Source organism: Campylobacter sp. MG1 (genome assembly GCF_026616895.1).
In the GTDB taxonomy this organism is placed as follows: domain Bacteria; phylum Campylobacterota; class Campylobacteria; order Campylobacterales; family Campylobacteraceae; genus Campylobacter_E.
On sequence record NZ_JANYME010000002.1, the window covers coordinates 76,657 to 95,491 of the forward strand.

22 protein-coding genes and 2 tRNA genes are annotated in these 18,835 nt (G+C 28.3%); 1 reads left to right on the forward strand and 23 read right to left on the reverse strand.

What is annotated here, in order from left to right; translation table 11 throughout:
* Positions 1 to 3: 3 nt before the first annotated feature.
* The 23 genes from NY022_RS01825 to NY022_RS01935 all read right to left on the reverse strand — a co-directional run bounded on the left by NY022_RS01825 (position 4) and on the right by NY022_RS01935 (position 18,177).
* Complete coding sequence (locus tag NY022_RS01825) at positions 4 to 363, reverse strand: hypothetical protein (protein WP_267523302.1); 360 nt, start codon at positions 361 to 363, stop codon at positions 4 to 6.
* The gene (locus tag NY022_RS01830; protein ID WP_267523303.1) at positions 364 to 1,134 is read right to left on the reverse strand and encodes a hypothetical protein; all 771 of its coding nucleotides are present in this window, start codon (positions 1,132 to 1,134) and stop codon (positions 364 to 366) included.
* An 18-nt stretch (positions 1,135 to 1,152) separates the two neighbouring features.
* A complete protein-coding gene (locus NY022_RS01835; protein WP_267523304.1) occupies positions 1,153 to 1,623 on the reverse strand; it encodes a hypothetical protein in 471 nt (156 codons plus the stop codon).
* Between the two features lie 65 nt (positions 1,624 to 1,688).
* Positions 1,689 to 2,156 carry a hypothetical protein gene (locus tag NY022_RS01840; protein WP_267523305.1) on the reverse strand — a complete coding sequence of 156 codons (468 nt, stop codon included), beginning with the start codon at positions 2,154 to 2,156 and terminating at the stop codon, positions 1,689 to 1,691.
* A gap of 114 nt (positions 2,157 to 2,270) precedes the next feature.
* Positions 2,271 to 2,876, reverse strand: coding sequence for an orotate phosphoribosyltransferase (pyrE, locus tag NY022_RS01845; protein ID WP_214116805.1), 606 nt, complete (start codon positions 2,874 to 2,876; stop codon positions 2,271 to 2,273).
* Complete coding sequence (gene pyrF, locus NY022_RS01850; protein WP_267523306.1) at positions 2,869 to 3,594, reverse strand: orotidine-5'-phosphate decarboxylase; 726 nt, start codon at positions 3,592 to 3,594, stop codon at positions 2,869 to 2,871. Before pyrF ends, pyrE begins: the two co-directional genes overlap by 8 nt.
* On the reverse strand, positions 3,591 to 4,784 hold the full coding sequence (locus NY022_RS01855; RefSeq protein ID WP_267523307.1) for an MFS transporter: 1,194 nt from the start codon (positions 4,782 to 4,784) through the stop codon (positions 3,591 to 3,593). Before NY022_RS01855 ends, pyrF begins: the two co-directional genes overlap by 4 nt.
* A gap of 111 nt (positions 4,785 to 4,895) precedes the next feature.
* A tRNA-Arg gene (locus NY022_RS01860) sits at positions 4,896 to 4,972 on the reverse strand.
* 22 nt (positions 4,973 to 4,994) lie between these two features.
* Positions 4,995 to 5,085 (reverse strand) — tRNA-Ser (locus NY022_RS01865).
* Between the two features lie 59 nt (positions 5,086 to 5,144).
* Positions 5,145 to 6,461 (reverse strand): NADH-quinone oxidoreductase subunit N, encoded by a 1,317-nt coding sequence (locus NY022_RS01870; RefSeq protein ID WP_267523308.1) that lies wholly within the window; start codon positions 6,459 to 6,461, stop codon positions 5,145 to 5,147.
* A 9-nt stretch (positions 6,462 to 6,470) separates the two neighbouring features.
* A complete protein-coding gene (locus NY022_RS01875) occupies positions 6,471 to 7,847 on the reverse strand; it encodes a complex I subunit 4 family protein (protein WP_214117474.1) in 1,377 nt (458 codons plus the stop codon).
* Entirely contained in the window at positions 7,840 to 9,645 is a 1,806-nt protein-coding gene (nuoL, locus tag NY022_RS01880) for an NADH-quinone oxidoreductase subunit L (RefSeq protein ID WP_420707972.1), read from the reverse strand. Before nuoL ends, NY022_RS01875 begins: the two co-directional genes overlap by 8 nt.
* Positions 9,636 to 9,914, reverse strand: a complete 279-nt coding sequence (gene nuoK / locus NY022_RS01885) for an NADH-quinone oxidoreductase subunit NuoK (RefSeq protein WP_267523310.1) — start codon at positions 9,912 to 9,914, stop codon at positions 9,636 to 9,638. Before nuoK ends, nuoL begins: the two co-directional genes overlap by 10 nt.
* 1 nt (position 9,915) lies before the next feature.
* Positions 9,916 to 10,416, reverse strand: coding sequence for an NADH-quinone oxidoreductase subunit J (locus NY022_RS01890; protein WP_267523311.1), 501 nt, complete (start codon positions 10,414 to 10,416; stop codon positions 9,916 to 9,918).
* Positions 10,409 to 11,032 carry an NADH-quinone oxidoreductase subunit NuoI gene (gene nuoI, locus NY022_RS01895; protein ID WP_267523312.1) on the reverse strand — a complete coding sequence of 208 codons (624 nt, stop codon included), beginning with the start codon at positions 11,030 to 11,032 and terminating at the stop codon, positions 10,409 to 10,411. The genes NY022_RS01890 and nuoI overlap by 8 nt, the downstream gene beginning before the upstream one ends.
* A gap of 8 nt (positions 11,033 to 11,040) precedes the next feature.
* Entirely contained in the window at positions 11,041 to 12,033 is a 993-nt protein-coding gene (gene nuoH / locus NY022_RS01900; protein WP_267523313.1) for an NADH-quinone oxidoreductase subunit NuoH, read from the reverse strand.
* Positions 12,026 to 14,431, reverse strand: a complete 2,406-nt coding sequence (locus tag NY022_RS01905; protein ID WP_214117480.1) for an NADH-quinone oxidoreductase subunit G — start codon at positions 14,429 to 14,431, stop codon at positions 12,026 to 12,028. Before NY022_RS01905 ends, nuoH begins: the two co-directional genes overlap by 8 nt.
* Positions 14,421 to 15,068 carry a hypothetical protein gene (locus tag NY022_RS01910; RefSeq protein ID WP_267523314.1) on the reverse strand — a complete coding sequence of 216 codons (648 nt, stop codon included), beginning with the start codon at positions 15,066 to 15,068 and terminating at the stop codon, positions 14,421 to 14,423. The genes NY022_RS01905 and NY022_RS01910 overlap by 11 nt, the downstream gene beginning before the upstream one ends.
* Complete coding sequence (locus tag NY022_RS01915; protein WP_267523315.1) at positions 15,065 to 15,292, reverse strand: NADH-ubiquinone oxidoreductase subunit E family protein; 228 nt, start codon at positions 15,290 to 15,292, stop codon at positions 15,065 to 15,067. The genes NY022_RS01910 and NY022_RS01915 overlap by 4 nt, the downstream gene beginning before the upstream one ends.
* Positions 15,289 to 16,515, reverse strand: a complete 1,227-nt coding sequence (gene nuoD, locus NY022_RS01920; protein ID WP_267523316.1) for an NADH dehydrogenase (quinone) subunit D — start codon at positions 16,513 to 16,515, stop codon at positions 15,289 to 15,291. Before nuoD ends, NY022_RS01915 begins: the two co-directional genes overlap by 4 nt.
* The gene (locus NY022_RS01925) at positions 16,515 to 17,306 is read right to left on the reverse strand and encodes an NADH-quinone oxidoreductase subunit C (RefSeq protein WP_267523317.1); all 792 of its coding nucleotides are present in this window, start codon (positions 17,304 to 17,306) and stop codon (positions 16,515 to 16,517) included. The genes nuoD and NY022_RS01925 overlap by 1 nt, the downstream gene beginning before the upstream one ends.
* Positions 17,306 to 17,806 carry a NuoB/complex I 20 kDa subunit family protein gene (locus tag NY022_RS01930; protein WP_267523318.1) on the reverse strand — a complete coding sequence of 167 codons (501 nt, stop codon included), beginning with the start codon at positions 17,804 to 17,806 and terminating at the stop codon, positions 17,306 to 17,308. The genes NY022_RS01925 and NY022_RS01930 overlap by 1 nt, the downstream gene beginning before the upstream one ends.
* Positions 17,788 to 18,177, reverse strand: a complete 390-nt coding sequence (locus tag NY022_RS01935) for an NAD(P)H-quinone oxidoreductase subunit 3 (protein ID WP_267523319.1) — start codon at positions 18,175 to 18,177, stop codon at positions 17,788 to 17,790. Before NY022_RS01935 ends, NY022_RS01930 begins: the two co-directional genes overlap by 19 nt.
* Before the next feature lie 172 nt (positions 18,178 to 18,349).
* Here NY022_RS01935 and rpsL point away from each other — a divergent pair, with 172 nt between their 5' ends.
* Positions 18,350 to 18,757, forward strand: a complete 408-nt coding sequence (gene rpsL / locus NY022_RS01940) for a 30S ribosomal protein S12 (RefSeq protein ID WP_214117487.1) — start codon at positions 18,350 to 18,352, stop codon at positions 18,755 to 18,757.
* Positions 18,758 to 18,835: the final 78 nt, after the last annotated feature.

An 18,835-nucleotide genomic window follows, 5' to 3' on the forward strand; every position in this document is an offset into this window, starting at 1 on the left:
AAATCAAAAAGTTATATGGACTAAATCAAATCTTTTTGGATTAATCACATAAATCGCATTACTTGTATCAACTTCTCTTAATATATAAATTACAAGGATATAAATAGCGATAAAAATCATAAAATATAGCCAATTTTCTACCATAAAAATAAGTGAAATTAAACTAAATAAAACAATGGCAAAAAATTTTGATTTATCATAAAAATACTTCATTGATAAAACAAAATAATGAACAAACATATAAACAAACATTAAAAACAAATAATTTTCAATAAAACAAGATTTAATTGCAAGATATATAAAAACAGCATTTATAAGAGTTAAAGCAAATATAATTATGAATTTTAAAATTTCTTTAATCATTTAATATTTTTTATCTAATAATGTGTATTTTACTTGTTTATCTTGATTATAAATATCTAAGATTTCTTTTAATAAATAAATCACTTCTTCTTTGCTAAGTAAATTATTACCCTCAATATCTATGATTACAAATATAGCAGTATCAGTTGATAAACGCTTTTCATGCACAAGAAGTATTTTAATAATATCTGTTTTATATTTTAAAATCCAAAATATTCTATTTGAATTTAAATCACAATCAATAAAAAAGCAATCAAGCTCTTTATTAAATAGTATTGTTTTTGTGTTGAATATGGTATCTTGTGTATTATATTTAGTAAGTGCTTCATTTATTTTATATTTTTCATAAATTTCGTTATCAATTTGTATAGTTTTAAAATCTACTCTAAGCTGTGTATTGCCTATAAAACTTGATTTACTTTTAAAGAATTTCTTATATAACATTACTAATAAATAATAATACATAAATGGCAAAATCAAAGCTATTATTCCGCCTATTGATAAGGTCAAAACAGGAATAAAAGAAAGACAAAATACAATAGATAAAAACGCTTTACATAATTCTTTTGATACAACGCTATATATTATATGAGTTAAAAAACATAAAGGTATAATAAATATTGAGCCAATCAAACTTCCATAAGGTGCTTGTAAAATTGATAAATTATACATATCATTAGCAGAATATCCAAAAATAACCATCATAAACAAAAAACAATAAATAGGCGATATTGCAATTAAAATTACAATTTTTATCACAATTTTTTCCATTATAAAATCTCCTTTTGTTTATATGTATTCTCCTAGCACTTCATCTCTTACATAAATTGTGCATTCTTCTTTTTCAGTCCAAAATCCATTAACTCCATAGACTTTTAAAATATCTTTTAGCAATTCTATGATTTCTTTTTCATTTAATATTTTATTGTTTTTTATAGATAGTATTTTCCAAACTATATCATATAAAGTTCCATTTATTTTTATACGAAAATCTCGGTCTAAAATAATTTTTATTACTTCACCTTTGTAATACAATACCCACAATGACTTATCAAGTTTAGCATAGTCTAGCTCAGGGTCATCAAAATACATACAATTCATAAACCAGCAGTCTAATTCTTCATCTATTACAATATCCCAATCATAAGGAAATTTATGATATTGTCTGCCATACCAATCATCAGTATGTTCTGCGTAAATATAAGAAAGTGAGTATTTCTTCTCTAATCTATCATCAATAATTGCGTTTTTAAAAGCCATTTGCTTACCTTTTTTTAAACCAAATTCCACAATTTTTAAAGAATTTGAATTAGGATTTAAAATATTTATTCTTTTATCAATTCATCTCTTACATACACTTTATAATCTTCTTCAATTTCGCCCCAGGCACCAGCCACATTATAAACATCTAATATTTCTTTAAGAAGATTTATAACTTCTTTTTCACTTAATAATTCATTGTTTTTAATATCAAAAATACTCCAAACTTTATCGTATAAAACACCATCTATTGTTATATCAAAATCATAATCAAGTATAACTTCAATCAAATTACCTTTATAATACAAAATCCACAAGCCTTTGCTAAGTCTTGCATGCTCTAATTCAGGGTCTAAAAAATTATAAGCTTGTATTATAAAACAATCTAATTCTTCATCTATCACTAAACGATATCTATTTGGCATCATATGATTTTGTTTATAGTATAAGCTATCTGTATAATTGCAAAAAATATCTGTCATTTTGTATTTTTCATCAAATTCTTTTGTAACTACTGCGTTCTTAAAAGCCATTATTTCTCCTTAATTTTAACTATTAAGTAAATATTATAAAAATTATTTTTTGTAAAGTAAAGAAGGTCTGAAGATATTCAAATTCCAAAATCGGAATTTGAAATTAAAATTATTTTATTCTTGAGCGTCACGCCATTCGTTTAGAACTTTTACTTCTTCATCGCTTAAAAATCCACTAAATGCAGAAAATCCACTAAGCGAATAAGCAGGGCAATCAATACTCTCATAATTTTTCTTAGCTTGATTTAATTCATAGCTAAATATTGAAAACACACCTTTTACATCTAATCCGTGAGACCTAGCAGCACCAACAGCAGCAATACTTGAACCGCCACTTGAGATTAAATCTTCTAGCACAACGCAAGTGCTTCCGTGCTTAAAGCTTCCTTCAATCATCTTTGCTCTTCCGTGGGTTTTGTTTTTTGATAATATATATACTAATGGTTTGTTTAATATATCAGCCACCCAAGCTCCGTGAGCAATAGCTCCAGTAGCAGTTGCTGCTATGTAATCAACATCTCCTGCTTTTTCTTTAATCAAATTCGCTAAATGATTTGCTATGATTTTACGCTCTTTTGGATAGCTAATTAACACACGATTATCACAATATATAGGGCTTTTAATACCACTTGAATATGTGAAAAATTCTTTAGTATTAATAAATATTGCTTCACAATCTTTTAATATTTTTACAACTTCACTTGCAACTTCTTTATTCATTTTTTTCTCCTTTTATACATTGAAAATAAGCTCTAATAGGATTAGAACTCTTTGTAATCATTCTACCAGCTACAATATAATCAATATTGTTTTCTATAGCAAATTTTGGCGTAGCAACCCTTGCTTGGTCATTTGCATCATTGCCTAAAAATCTAATGCCAGGCGTAAGAGCCTTAAGTCCTAAATCTTTAGCAAATTTTGCTTCATAAGCACTACTTACTATACCATCAAGACCTGCTTTTTTGCTAATTAAACAGCGTTGTTTTACGCAATCATTAATGCTTCCATTAAAGCCTAAATCATTTTTAAATTCTTCTTCTTCAAACGAAGTTAATACAGAAATTCCAAATAATTCACACTTGCTACCTAATTCATTTTTAGCATTAACAGCAGCCTTTAAAGCTTGCTCGCCTGCAAAAGAATGAAGGCTTAAAATATCAATATCATTTTTTAAAAGTGTCTTAGTAGCATTATAAATAGTATTTGGAATATCAATTAATTTTAAATCTAAAAATATATTAAAACCTAAGTCTTTTAGCTCTTTTAAAAAGTCATTTCCAGCTGTGTAGTATTGCCACATACCGACTTTTAAATAAGGCATAATTAATTTTAAATTATGCTCTTTTGCATAGTTTTCAAGATTTTTTGCTGATAGTTTTGATACAAATTCACGGCTTTGCTCTAAGGTGTCAAAATCTAATGCGATTATGGTTTTCAAATTCTCTCCTTTGATTTAATAAAATTATCTCTTTTTAACTCTTTACGACTTAGCATTATGCAAAAACTTGTTAAATAAAGCATACTTAAAAATGCCATAACTACAAATGTATTATTATATAAATCAAGCAAAATCCCTATAATGACTGAACTAAATCCACCTATTGCACGACCTATATTTATTATTAGATTATTCACACTAGCACTAATATTTGATGGGTAAATAATATTTACTAAAGCTCCATATCCAGCGAACATTCCATTGCTAAAAAAACCTATAACAAAACCTATTATTAAAAGCTGTGTGTAATTAGTAACTAAAGTAAAAGCATAAACTAAGATAGCCGAGCCTATTAAAAATACTCCATAACTAATTCGTGGTCCAAATTTATCAAATATTCTACCAAATATAATCATACCCACACACATTCCAAAAATAGTGCTAATCATCCAATAACTAGAATTAGAAGATGATAAATTTAAAGCTTTTTGTGCCATAGACGGAAGCCAATTAATCATTCCAAAATATCCAGCAACTTGCACAATAACCATAATTGATAAAGCAATAGTCAAATAAAAATTATCTTGAAACACTTTTGCGTAATCTAATTTGACAAAATTATTACTTTTAACATCTTTTAAACATACTCTTATATAAAATGCTAATGCAACTGGAATTAAACCTACTAAAAATAAATATCGCCAACCATACGAAAGTAAAATTCCAGCTAAAATAGCTACAAATGCAGCTGTAATTTGTCCAAAAATAGTAATCATACTTGAATATTTTCCCATTTTTGTTTTGCCAAATTCATCTTTTATCAAGCTCATTCCAACACCATACTCTCCACCTACACCAAGTCCTGATAAAACTCTAAAAAATATAAGCCAATAATATGTATTTGCAAAATATATAAAACTAGTACCGATTGCAAATAATAAAATTGAATAAGTAAAAACTTTAATTCTACCATACTTATCAGCCAAATAACTTAGAATAAACCCACCTATAAGCATAGATAAATTTGTAATCGTAGGAATAGCACCCGCTTCTTTATTACTTAGTGAAAACTCCTGTATAATAAAATTAAGAGAATATGCAATAAACATAATATCCATCATCTCAAGACACATTCCAAGAGATGATGAAGCTATAATTAATTTTTGTCTTTTTGTGTAATTACTAAACATTTTTAAGCTTTCTAATATTTTATTTAAAAAAACAAAATATTATATACTTGTAAAATAAAAATATAAAAAAGCATTATTGAATGAAATAAATTTAAAATAAAAATTAAAAAATGGTGCGCCCGAAGGAATTCGAATCCCTGACCTTTTGAACCGCAATCAAATGCTCTATCCAGCTGAGCTACGAGCGCATAAAAATAAGTCTTTGAAAAGTGGCGGACAGAGAGGGATTTGAACCCTCGAGCCCCGATTAAGAGCTGCACCCTTAGCAGGGGTGTGGTTTCAGCCACTCACCCATCTGTCCTTTTGCAATGAAAAGATGAATTATACAAATTTAAAATTAGTTTTAGCTTAAATTAATTTTTAAGCTAAAAAATCTAATCCAACGCTTGCAACAAAAGAAGCAATAATTGCTAAAATTAAAACTATTTTTTGAGCGTTATTAAAATATAAAAATCCTATTTCTTTATCTGCAAAAATTGCTTTTATAAATCTTAAATAAGCAAATAGCATAATAATTGAGCTAAGTGCCATACAAATTGCTGCATAAATATTAGCATTTAAAGCTATATTAATTACACCAACCTTAGCAAAAAATACGCCAAATGGTGGCAATGCTGCAAGATTTAACAATAATACAACAATACAAATTCCTAATAAAGGATATTTCTTAAACACCCCTTTTAAATTCTCATAATTTGTGTCTTTAAACGCACCTAAAAACATAAATAATGCGATATTTACAAATGCAAATGTTAAAAAATAATATAAAAACATTTGGCTTGATAAATGAAAAAATGCAAGGGTTGAATAAGCAAACGATGAATGTGAAACAGAGCTATATACTAACATTGATTTTGCATTATCTTGCTTTAATGACATAACACTAGCAAAAAGCATAGAAGCACAAGCAATAATTAAAATAATCTCACTTACATTGAAGAAATTTTCAAATGAAATCATAAATCTATATGCAAATACCATCATAGCTATTTTTGGAACTATTGAAATAAATCCAGCTAAACTTGAATCAGCCTTTAAATACACATCTTTAAGCCACATATGAAGCGGTGCTACTGATAATTTAAATAATATTGTAATTCCTATCATAACAAAGGCTAAAATACTAGCCGTGCTAATTGTAGCTAGTGAGTTTAGTTCTAAACTTGCACTATCAAAATAATACATTGCAGAACCCATAGCAAAAAATGCTGAGCCTAGCATTCCGTAATTAAAGTATTTAATAGCACCTTCAATTGCTTTTTTCTTAAACGCTATTAAGCTATAAAGTGCTAAAGAAGAGCCTTCAAGAGTTATAAAAGCTACTATTAAATTATTAGTGCTTACCATAAAATTTAAACAAGCTATCATCATTAAAAATAATGCAAAAAACTCACCTTCATCAGCTCTTTTATTAGCAAGTAGAAAATAAATAGCTGATAGATTGATTAATATACTTGAATATTTTGCTAAATTATCAAATATAAATAAATCAAAAAAACTCTCATCATAAGGGCAATTAAATTGGCAAATAATAGCAATTATTAAAGCCACAATACTAAGCCCTTTTAAAGCTTTTAAATCAAATTTATAAAATAAATTAGCAACCAATATAAAACAAGCAAAAACTATCAAAGCAAGTTCAGGTAAAATAAGTAATACATTTAAATCAAGTTGCATTCTATCTCCTTATACCGCAAAGTTGATATAATCTAAAATTATATTAGGATTTACTCCAAATACAATTATAATCAAAGCTATGAAAGATAAAATTATTATCTTAGATAAACTAACCTTTATGTCTTTAGCTTCATTTTCTTTACTTAAAAAGCTATTTCTAAACATATTGAGCATATAAACAGCTCCAAGTATCACAACTAAAGTAGCAAAAACTCCAGCCATCTTACTAGCTGCAAATACTCCATAAAGAACCAAAAACTCACCTGCAAAGCTTATAGTAAGTGGTAAAGAAATTGATGAAAATAATAAAACTCCAAAAATAAATGTCAAATAAGGCATATGTTTAGCTAAGCCCTTTAACTCACTTAGATTATAAGTTTTGTAATTATCTTTTAAAATTTCAGCGTAAAAAAACATTGCCCCACTTACAATAGCATGAGCTACCATATAAACAACAGCTCCACTTAAAGCAATTGGATGCATAGAAAAAATACCTAAACAAATAATTCCTAAGTGTGATATTGAACTCATTGCACTTAATTCTTTGTAATTTTTCGCATTGCTTGCTAGAAGCGCTGCATAAATTGCTGAAATTATACATAATGTATAAATTATCCCACTAAATTCATTAATACTAACAGCAAATAAAGGAAGGCAAAACTTAATCATTCCAAAAGGCGCCATTTTAAAACTTGCAAGCATTACAGAAACAAAATTAGGTGCTTTTGAATAAGTTTTAATAGCCCAACTATGAAATGGAAAAATAGGAGCTTTTATAGCAAATGCTAGGAAAAATCCTATAAATAATAAAGTATTTTCAATAGGACTTAAATTTGTAGTTGAGAAATAACTAATATCAAAATTTAAAATCGCATCATTAACTCTTGCATTATAAGCTAGATAAATCATAGCAAGTAGCATAAAAATTGAGCCTAAAAATGCAAATACAAAAAATGACCTAGCTAGTTTTGCTTCATTGTTTTTAACCATTAAATATAAAAGTGGAAATAATGAAACTTCCCAAAAAATATAAAATAATAAAGCATCATTTGCTAAAAATAAACCATTCATACAAGCACTTAAAATCATAGCACTTATTAAAAAGTCTTTTGTTTGTTTAGAAAAAAAGCACATTGACAAAAATAGCATTAAATTTGCCACAAAAGCTAAAGTAAATGCTATCTCATCAGCTTTTAAATTAATCCCAAAATTAAAAGCTTTTATTAAAGTATAGTTAAATGTATGAATTTCATCAATTATCACATAATAATTAAGGCATAAAATTATAAAAGAAAATAAAATTCCGCTAATTTTAGAAGCCTTATCATTTATAAAATATGCACTAACCCCAAAAATTAAAGGTAAAAATATCAATAAACTAAGCATATATCACCACCATTGTTAAAAGTAAAAACACACAAAATGCACAAATAAACACAATGTGAAGAGTTAAGTTATTGTTTTTGTTCTCACAAGAAACAAGACTTAAAAGCTTTTTAGGACATTCAAAAATAAATGAATATAGACCTTCTTCAAATCCTGTTAATACTTTAGCTAAACATTTATAAGGTTGTATGAAAATAATCTCATATAATTTAGGTATATAATATTCATTTTCTAAAAGCTTTTTATATTTACAATTGCAAGTTTCTTTTGCACCATTTTTATAAACTACTATAGCTAAAACAATTCCTGCTATAGCAACCACTAAAGAAATAGCAATTAATACATAATTATGGTGTAATTCTTGCATAGGAATTCTAATAAAATCAAAGAATTTACTATCCCAAAAACCTGCAATAATTGCTAATATTGCTAAAGGTAGCATTGCAATTAATGCTATAGGTTTTGCTTCGTGTGGATGGATTGTGTGATTTTTTGGAGCAAAAAATACCATCATTAATAGTCTAAAACTATAAAACGCTGTTAAAAACGCTGTAAATAATAAAACAGAATATAAGCCAAAATGCTCTGTTACAAATGCAAAATCTAAAATCTTATCTTTTGAGAAAAATCCTGCGAATGGATAAATACCACTTAAAGCTAAACTTGCAATTATCATTAAAACTGCTGTAACTTTCATAGGTTTATATAATTTACCCATTTTATAAATGTTTAATTCATCGTGCATTGCGTGCATAATATTTCCAGCACCTAAGAATAATAATGCTTTAAAAAATGCGTGAGTTACTAAATGAAATAATGCTATTTTATAAGCTCCTAAACCACAAGCTACGAACATATATCCAAGTTGAGAAAGTGTAGAAAATGCCACAATTCTTTTTAAATCTTTTGCAGCAATTGCCATTGAAGCAGCAAATAAAGCTACAAAAGCACCTAAACAAGCTATAAAATAACTTACATTTGGAACCTGCGAAAATAAATCGTGAGAGCGAATTACCAAATACACACCAGCAGTTACCATCGTAGCAGCGTGGATTAATGCTGAAACTGGTGTTGGACCTGCCATCGCATTTGCTAGCCAAGTATGGAATGGAAATTGAGCTGATTTACCCATAGCACCAACAAATAATAAAGCAGCAATTAAAGTTAATAAATTAGGATTTAACATTTCGTGAAAGCTTAATATAGCAAATACTTCTTTATAGCTTAAAGTTCCGAAATTAAAATATATTAAAAATATTCCTAAAAGCATTGCAAAATCGCTTATTCTATTCATAATAAAAGCTTCATTTGCTGCTAATGAGAATTTTTCATTTTGATACCAAAAGCCGATTAATAACCAAGAGCATAGACCAACGCCTTCCCATCCAACAAATAATAATAAGAAATTATCGCTCATTACTAAAATTAACATACAAAATACGAATAAGCCTAAAAATGCAAAGAATTTATTAAAGCCTTCATCGTGTTCCATATAATAAATACTATAAAAATGCACACAAGTAGCGACTAATGTTACAACGCACATCATAGTAAGGCTAACAGAATCTATTAAAAAGCCGAAATTAACATTTAAAATTCCTATCCAATGACCCAAACTAATATACAAATTCTTATCTGCTAAATAATATAAAGATATAAAAGCAAAAATACAAGCTAAAAGCATTAAATAAGAACAAAAATAACCTATTACTTTATTTTTTGGAGAAAAAGAATAAATTCCTGCAAAAATTGCACTTAATAATGGTAAAAATAAAACACATAATAAACTCATTTGCACTCTCCAAAATCTAGACTTTTATCGCGTCTATATTTAATCACACAAAAGCTAAGCCCAATAGCTACTTCGCAAGCTGCTATTGCCATAATAAAAATAGCAAAAACTTGCCCACTAAAATCTCTATGAATATTTGAAATAGCTACAAAGGATAAATTTGCGGCATTTAACATAATTTCAGTAGATATAAAAAACATTATTAAATTCTGTCTTTTTAAGACACCTATTAAACCTATTATGAAAAGTATAAAAGAAAGTATCAAATAATTCATTTTAGTCCTTTATCTTTTTTGAAACTAAAGCTATTGCAGCTATTATCGCTATTAATAACACTAAGGCTATTAATTCAAAAGCTAATATATATTTTGTAAATAAAATAATACCTATACTTTGAGTATCTTCCCAATCATTAAAAGGCAGACTAGCCTTGATATTTTGAAATTTAAAACCTAACGCCATAACTATTATAAGAACACTTGCTAGAATACTTAAAGTAAAAAATGTTTTTTTATGTTTTAAATTTTCTTTTAATTCTTTGCTTAAATCAAAAAACATCATAGCAAAACTATAAAGTCCTAAAACAGCCCCACTATATACTATAATTTGAGCAGCACCTAAAAACTCTGCTCCTAATAAAAAATAATGAGCACTTAAAAATATCATACCACAAGCAAGAGAACTAAGAGAATGAAGTATATTTTTAGAATATATAGCTATTATAAAAAAACCTATTACTAAAGCTGCAAAAAAATAAAAAACTAATAATTCAAGCATTTTTAACCTCTTCGTTATTTGTAGAAATTGAAATTTCATAATAATTTGGCGTAGCTTTTACAAAATCATCAGCATCAGCTCTTAAACTTCCAGCACCTTCAAATTCAACTTGATTAATTAGATTATCAATTGGAGTTAATATATCTTTTTTATGTGCGAAATATGACCTTTGCTCTGCTGCGTTTTCATATTCAACCCCATGCACGATAGCAAGTTCAGGACAAACCTCAGCACAAAATCCACAATAAATACAACGACCAAGATTAATAGAATAATTACTTACTAATTTTCTACCATCATCGCCTAATTTTGTCTCCATTCTAATACAATTTGAAATACAAATTTTTTCACACAACCCACAACCAATACAGCGTTCATTTTCGCTTTCAATAAATCTTTGTAATCTATGCACAGCACGATAACGATTATCTAGTTTCATTTTTTCCATTGGATATTTAATAGTTGCACTATTATTAGGCTTAAAAACTTCTTTTGCTATTAAAAATATTCCTGAAAATAATTCAGTATTCAAACATCTTTTAACGCTTTTTATAAATTTTTCATAAGGGCTTAAAATAAGCTTTCTTTCTTTATCAACATAATAATATTTTTTCATTTTCATCCTTATAAGGCTAATAAAGCCGTAACGATTAAATTAATACAAGCAAGTGGCAACAAAATTAAATAACAAGTTCTCATAACCTGATCAGCTCTTAAATGTGGAAATGCACCTCTAGCCCAAAAATAACCTGAAAAAATCAAACAAACTTTTAAAAACATAGCTATAGCACCTGGAATAAAGTAAAAATCGTTATATCCACCTAAAAATAATAAATTTATTAAAATAGCACCTAACATCATACTAGCATATTCACCTATAAAAAACATTCCCCAGCGAAGACCGCTATATTCAGTGCCATAACCTGCAACTAATTCAGGATCGTTTTCTGCTAGACATAAAGGAGTTCTGTTCGTTTCAATAAAAATTGCTATTGTAAATAAAACAAATGCGATAGGTTGTTTAAATACTAACCAAGATAAAATTCCACCATGTTGATAATTATTTACATCTACTAAACTCATAGACCCAGTTAATAATACTATGGCTAATAAACAAAGACCACTAATGCTCTCATAAGATATTATGCTAACTAAAGCCCTAGCTCCACCTAATAATGCATATTTATTATAACTAGCCATACCACCTAAAAATATAGCATAAGTACAAATTGATGAACATCCAGCGATATATAAAACCGCTATATTTACATCAGCAATAATTGGTTTTATAACATAGCCAAATAATTTAAATTCAGGAAATAACGGAACTGCTGCAAATGCCATAAATACGCATATCGTGGATATTAATGGTGCAAATTTAAATACTTTACTATTCGCAAGATACGGCGTTATATCTTCTTTTGTAAATAATTTAATCATATCAGGAACAATTTGTAAAACCCCACTAGGTCCTACCATATCAGGCCCTACTCTTCTATGAATTCTAGCTAAAGCCTTTCTTTCTAAAAATGTAGCAAAACCTGGTAAGGCAGCAAAAACTGCTAAAACTAATATACATTTTATTATTGTAGTAGTAAAAAATATAAAATCACTCATAGCTAATTTCCTTTATATTTAACGCATAGTAGCGTCTTGTTTTAAAGAATTTATAAGGATTAATCTTATCATCAAAAGTAGGTAAATAAGCACCATTTTCAATATTCTTATCTAAAACTACTTTTATAATAATTTCATCTTTATCATCATAAATCTTAACCATAGAATTTTCTTTTAAATTATGTTTAGCTAGATAATCTTTACTTGCGTAAAGTGAAGCACATTCGTTAAAAAAGCTTGATTTATTGGTGTATTTTGATAGATTTCCAATTGGGTTTGCAAGTATTACAATATCATCTTTTTTACATTCGCAAGTTGATTTTATATTTTGTGGAATTTGATTATCTTGTTTTAAATTCTTTACAAACTCACAAGTATCAATTAAATACCCACGATGATTATTTCCTGCATTATCATAATGATTTGTCAAATCATCAAAAGCAATATTTAAAAAGCCTTTATCTTTAGGTAATTGCTCTGTATATTCAATCGTATAAAGTGCATCTAATCCAAGAGCATTTGCTAAATCATTTAAATAATATCCTTTAAATTTAAGTGCAGCATTCGTAGGAACAAGCCTTTTATCATAATTTACAAATGTTCCTTCTTGCTCAAGTAGATTTGAACTAGCAAGATTATTATGCTCATCATTTGAGAATGAGAAATCTCCACGCTCATTATATCCTAGCGTAAAACCATCACTAGCTTTACTTAATTTACACAATAAACTTACACCTAAAGTATTAGTGCGTGGTGGGATTAACATAACTTTAAAATCAGTTAATTTTTGGATATTTGCAAGTAAATACGCTAAATATTTTGCATTTTCATGGTAAAAATAATCATTTCCGATAATTAAAGTAAAATTAGCTTTTTTAAGTAATAAATCTTTTAATTTATCTTCATCAAATCCTAATTCTTTAGCTAGACTTGATTTTTTGATTGTTTCTTGCTTTTTCTCTTTAATCTCATTGCCTTCAGCATCTTTACTTTTAACTTCTACTTCAATTTGTTCTTCATAAAAAGCGTCTTTGATATATGCTAAATCCTGCGGCAAGTCTTTTGCAAAATATTGTAAAATAAATTCTAAAACTTGAGCTTCTTTACCATAATCACAATTTACACTTACGAAATTCTTAGCAATTTTTGAAAATTTTGTATCTTTAATAGGATGAAAATAAAGCCCAGCACCCTTATTCATAACAATTGCATTATTTACTTTATAAGATAAAGTAGGATTATCGTGTCTTAAAAAACTTCCTGCAATTACAATAAAATCAGATTTTTTAACATCATCACTACTTGCATTATAAAAACTACCTGAATGAGCGCAAAAAGTCTTTAAGAAATCTTGAAAACATAAAGCTTCATTATTTACTAAATTAAAGCCATATTTTTGTCTAAGTAATTCTAAAATATATGCTTCTTCATTTGTTATATAGCTGTTAAATTTCACATTTTTAATTTTATTATCTTTAAACAACGATACTAAGCGATTAAACTCTACTTCATCTTTACCTTTACAATCACTTGCTATATCATAAGCAAATCTTGCAGCCTTATTTAAAGTAGTAAAATGAAAATCATTTGAAACTCTATAAACCATCTTAGTATTATCTTTAATACTTTTTTGTTTAACATCATAATACATAAGCTCACAATCACTACTATGTGGATTACTAGCAGGTATGCGAGTAAGTTCCCAAGCATTTGAGCGATATTGAAAATTCTTATTAATAATTGCACCAGTCGGACAAACACTAACACACTCAGCACATTCTTGACAATCTAAAGTTGTTCCATTTTGTGGAGCTATTAGTGATTTTTGAAATTTTGTCCAAACTGCATAAGCATCTTTACTCATAGTATCTTTAAAATCTTTATCAGGTGCATCTCCACCACGAGCTATAGTTTTTAACTCACTATCTCCGATTTTGTCCTTACATACGGTAATACATCTTTCACAAACTATACAAAGACTTGGGTCATATTGTAAAGCACCCCAATCTTGATGTCTTCTATCTATTTCTTTTATCCAATGATTTTGAGTATCCACTTGTGCTTTATGCGTGAAATTCTGTAATTCACATTCTCCACTTTTATCACAAACTCCACATTGTAATGGGTGATTTATGCAATAAGTTTGCATAATAGCATTTCTTTCGTCCCATAATTCTTTAGTATTGCTTAATACCTGCATTCCATCTTTTACTTTAGTATTACAAGCGTATGAGCGTTTGCCATCAATTTCAACCATACACATTCTACAAGCTAAAGTTGGGCTGCAATCATTTAAATAGCAAATTGCAGGTATGAAAATATCATTAGCACGAGCAACTTGTAAAACATAATCGCCATCATTAGCTAAGCATTCTTTACCATTAATGTTAATTTTCATCAAAAAACTCCTCTATAACACAAGGTGAAAAAGCATAACCACTTGTTTTTTGACTTAAAACCCAAAGACCTTTTAAATTATTATCAATTTTTACTTTCTTTGTTAATGTTTTAAATTTTGTTTTTATAATAACCTTGCTATTGTCTTTAATTTTTGCAAAATTAGCAACAACAGGACTAATAACAACCTCATCATTTTCTAAACATTCATATAAAATAATTCCATTATTATCATCTAATTCTTGAAGTTTTATTTCTTCTAACTCATAAGTAAATAATAATTTAGAATTAAATTTATCAGCTAATTTTTTAGCTAAATAATAAATACTTTTATCTTTATGATAAAGCAAATTTGAATCTAATAATATCATATCTAAATCACTACAAAAATCTAAAATTTCACCAACTTCCTCTTCGCCCAAACAACTCTCAGCACTAAGCTCTCCTATATCAAAATCACAAAGTCCTGACATAGTGCAAATCAAAGCTAAAACATAGCTTTCAGTTCCAAGCTCACATTTATAAAATTTTTGCCTTAATCTTTCATCATAAAAACTACCTATATTTACTATATCATCATTTTTAAATTTCTCTAATACTTTACTACTTGCATAATTAATAAAACTCAATATTTTCATAACGTATCCTTTTTAATTACAATAGTCCAATCACTTTGATTAAATTTAAGTGAATTTAAAAGTTTGCATTCATTATCATATACAAATTTATATGATTTTTCTACATTAGAAAAATCACCTATTTCAAATAAAATAACTAAAACTTCGCCAATCTTAGCATCATCAATATGTGTTTTTAAATCAGCAAATAAATCTTTACTTTTTCTAAGGTCAATTCGCTTCATCTATCAATCTCCCCTAAAAGAATATTTGTTGAACCCATGATAGCTATCACATCGGCTAAATAAGTTCCAACTAAAAGCTCTTCATAAAAAGCACAATGCCAAAAACTAGGAGTTCTAGCTTTAAGACGATAAGGTCTAGTTGAACCATCACTTTTAATAAAAAATCCAAGCTCTCCTTTAGGACTTTCTGTTGGCACATATACATCTCCAACAGGTGGACGAAGACCTTGAGTTATCAATACAAAATGCTGCATTAAAGAATAATTTTGAGTCATAATTTGTTCTTTACTTGCACTTACAAATTCTTTATTATTACATACTAATTCAGGTGAACTCTCTCTATACATAGGCACTAGTTGTCTAAGTATTTTTACACTCTCACGAAACTCTTGCATATAGCATTTATATCTTGCATAACTATCGCCTTGAGTTGCAACAGGGACACCAAATTGAACTTCATTGTAAAGTAAATATGGCTCTTCTTTTCTAATATCCCATTCAATTCCACTTCCACGAAGCATTACGCCACTACAACCCCAGCTTAATGCTTGTTCTTTTGTAACAACTCCAACGCCTTCTGTTCTAAGACGCCAAATTCTATTATCATCAAGTAAGGTTTCATAATCTTTTACATCGTTTAAGAATTTATCGCAAAATACTAATAATTCTTGAGTAAAATTAGCTGGTAAATCAAGCATAGCATAGCCTATTCTCATAGATGAATGAGTAAGTCTTGCACCACAATATTTTTCTATTAAATCAAGCACATATTCACGCTCTCTAAAACAATATAAAAATATAGTCATAGCACCAATATCAAGTGCGTGAGTTGCAAGCCAACTAAGATGAGATTCAATTCTAGCTAGTTCTAATAAAATCATTCTAATTATTTGAGCTCGTCTAGGAATTTCTAAACCACAAAGCTTTTCAACAGCTGCAACATAAGCATAGTTATTTGCACTTGCAGCAAAATAATCCATTCTATCAGTAGTTGGAATAAATTCTTGATAAATCATATTTTCAGCCATTTTTTCCATACCACGATGCATATAACCAATCATTGGAGTGCATTTAACTACTTTTTCCCCATCAAGTTCTAAGACTAATCTTAAATTTCCATGTGCTGATGGGTGCTGAGGACCAAGGTTTATAATCATTCTACCATCTTGTTTTTCATAGGCTACATTTTCATAATATGGTTGTAATTTTGAAGGTATTTGCATTATTTTCTCCCTTCTATGAATTTTGAATCAGCACGCTTAACTTTTGTAACAAACATTACGCCTTCATCTTCTTGATATTCTTGTTTATAAGCAATACTAATAGGTTCAGCTCCTTTTGAAACTTCATGATAAATTCTAGAAAAATTATTAGTATCATCACAATCAACTCTTCCTGAATCACGATTTTCAGGTCCTACAACTTCACGATATTCCTTACCAAAAATTCTATCTATTTCATACCATTGTGCAAATTCATCACCTTGCAATGGATATGATTTTTTAAGTGGATAATCAAACCAATCATCAGGCATTAATAGTCTTTTTAAATTAGGGTGATTAATAAAATTTACACCTAACATATCATAAGCTTCTCTTTCAGACCAATTTAAACCCTTAAATACACAAACTCCACTCTCAATAGTTTCATCTGCCTTACAGGTTATAACTATTCTAAGCCTTTGTTTTTTATTCATATTTAATAAAAGATATTGAACTTCATAAGAATTATCTTTAGCTAAATAATCAGAACAAATCAATTCAGTAAAAGTTGTAAAACCTAAATCTTTAGCCTTTCTTAAAGCCTTTAAATTATCTTCTTTATTTATTATACAAACTGCAATATCAAGCTCAATAAAAGAATTTAAAACAGAAAAATTATTATTAAACTCATCAAATAAATATTCAAATTCACTACCTTTTATATCAATTTTGGTAGTTTGTGGTGCGTGATAAAATCTATCTTTGTAGTAGTCTTGCTTTTGCGCATTAATCTTGTCTTTATATTCTCTCATTATACCAACCTTTTTGCTGCTATTTTTTTACTAGCTTGTTCTTTTCTAATTTTCTTTTGAAGTATCATTAAAGCAAACTGAAAAGTTTCAGGGCGTGGAGCACAACCAGGAACATAAATGTCAACAGGTATTATTCTATCAACGCCTTGCACAGTTGAATAAGTATTAAACATACCACCGGTATTTGCACAACTACCTAATGATATTACCCACTTTGGATCAGGCATCATATCGTATAATCTTCTTGTAAATTCTGCGTGTTTTTTGCTAAGAGTTCCAGCCACAAGCATTACATCACTTTGTCTTGGACTTGCTCTAAAAATCGTTCCAAATCTATCAAAATCATATCTTGAACCACCAGCAGCCATCATCTCAATAGCACAACAAGCAAGACCATAAGAAAATGCCCATAAAGAGTTACTTTGACCCCAACCAACTAACTTATCTACCGAAGTTAAAGCTATTGGCATTCCATTTGTATTTAATTGATGCTTTGCCATTGTAAAGCTCCTTTCTTATAAGCATAAATAAAAGCTACAAGTAAAAATAAAAAGAAAAAAATCATTTCTACTAAGGCAAAAAGACCTAAATGTTTATACATTAAAGCCCAAGGATACATAAATACTATTTCTATATCAAAAAGTATAAAAATTAATGCAAATATAAAAAACTGTGAATTTATTTTATTTGCCTGTTTTATAGGCAATGGGCCACATTCATAAGGTCCTAAACCTAATCTTTTTCTATTTTTTCTAGCAAATGCATCGCCACATATTTTCGCTATATACACTAAACCAAAAAATAAACAAGTAGCGAGTATTAGCATAGCAAAAATACCAAAATATTGATTTTTTAATACTAAATTTGTCATATCATTCCTTTTTAAATGAAGATAAAATAACATTATCGTGTGAATTTGTTATCATAATAAAAAAAGTTTAAAATTGTCTTATTTAACGCAAAACATTATCATCATTAACATTTTTTTAAGTTTAAATATTATAAAATCATAGCTTTTAATAAATTTTTTGAAAGGATGAAACGTGCCTACCATAAATCAATTGGTTAGAAAAGAACGCAAAAAAGTGATTGTTAAATCAAAATCACCAGCGTTAAAAGATTGCCCACAAAGACGTGGCGTTTGTACAAGAGTTTATACTACAACTCCTAAAAAACCTAACTCAGCGTTAAGAAAAGTTGCAAAAGTTAGATTAACAACAGGATTTGAAGTTATTAGTTATATTGGTGGTGAAGGACACAACCTACAAGAACATAGCATCGTTTTAGTGCGTGGCGGAAGGGTTAAAGACTTACCAGGTGTTAAGTATCACATCGTTCGTGGTGCTTTAGATACTGCAGGTGTTGCAAAGAGAACAGTTTCAAGATCAAAATATGGAACAAAAAGACCAAAGCCAGGTCAAGCAGCAGCTCCTACAAAAGGCAAAAAATAAAAACGAGTTTCACAGATTTGCAGCTTAGATATGCGGCATAATTTGAGTAAATTATAATTTAAAGTTGAAGAGGAAAAA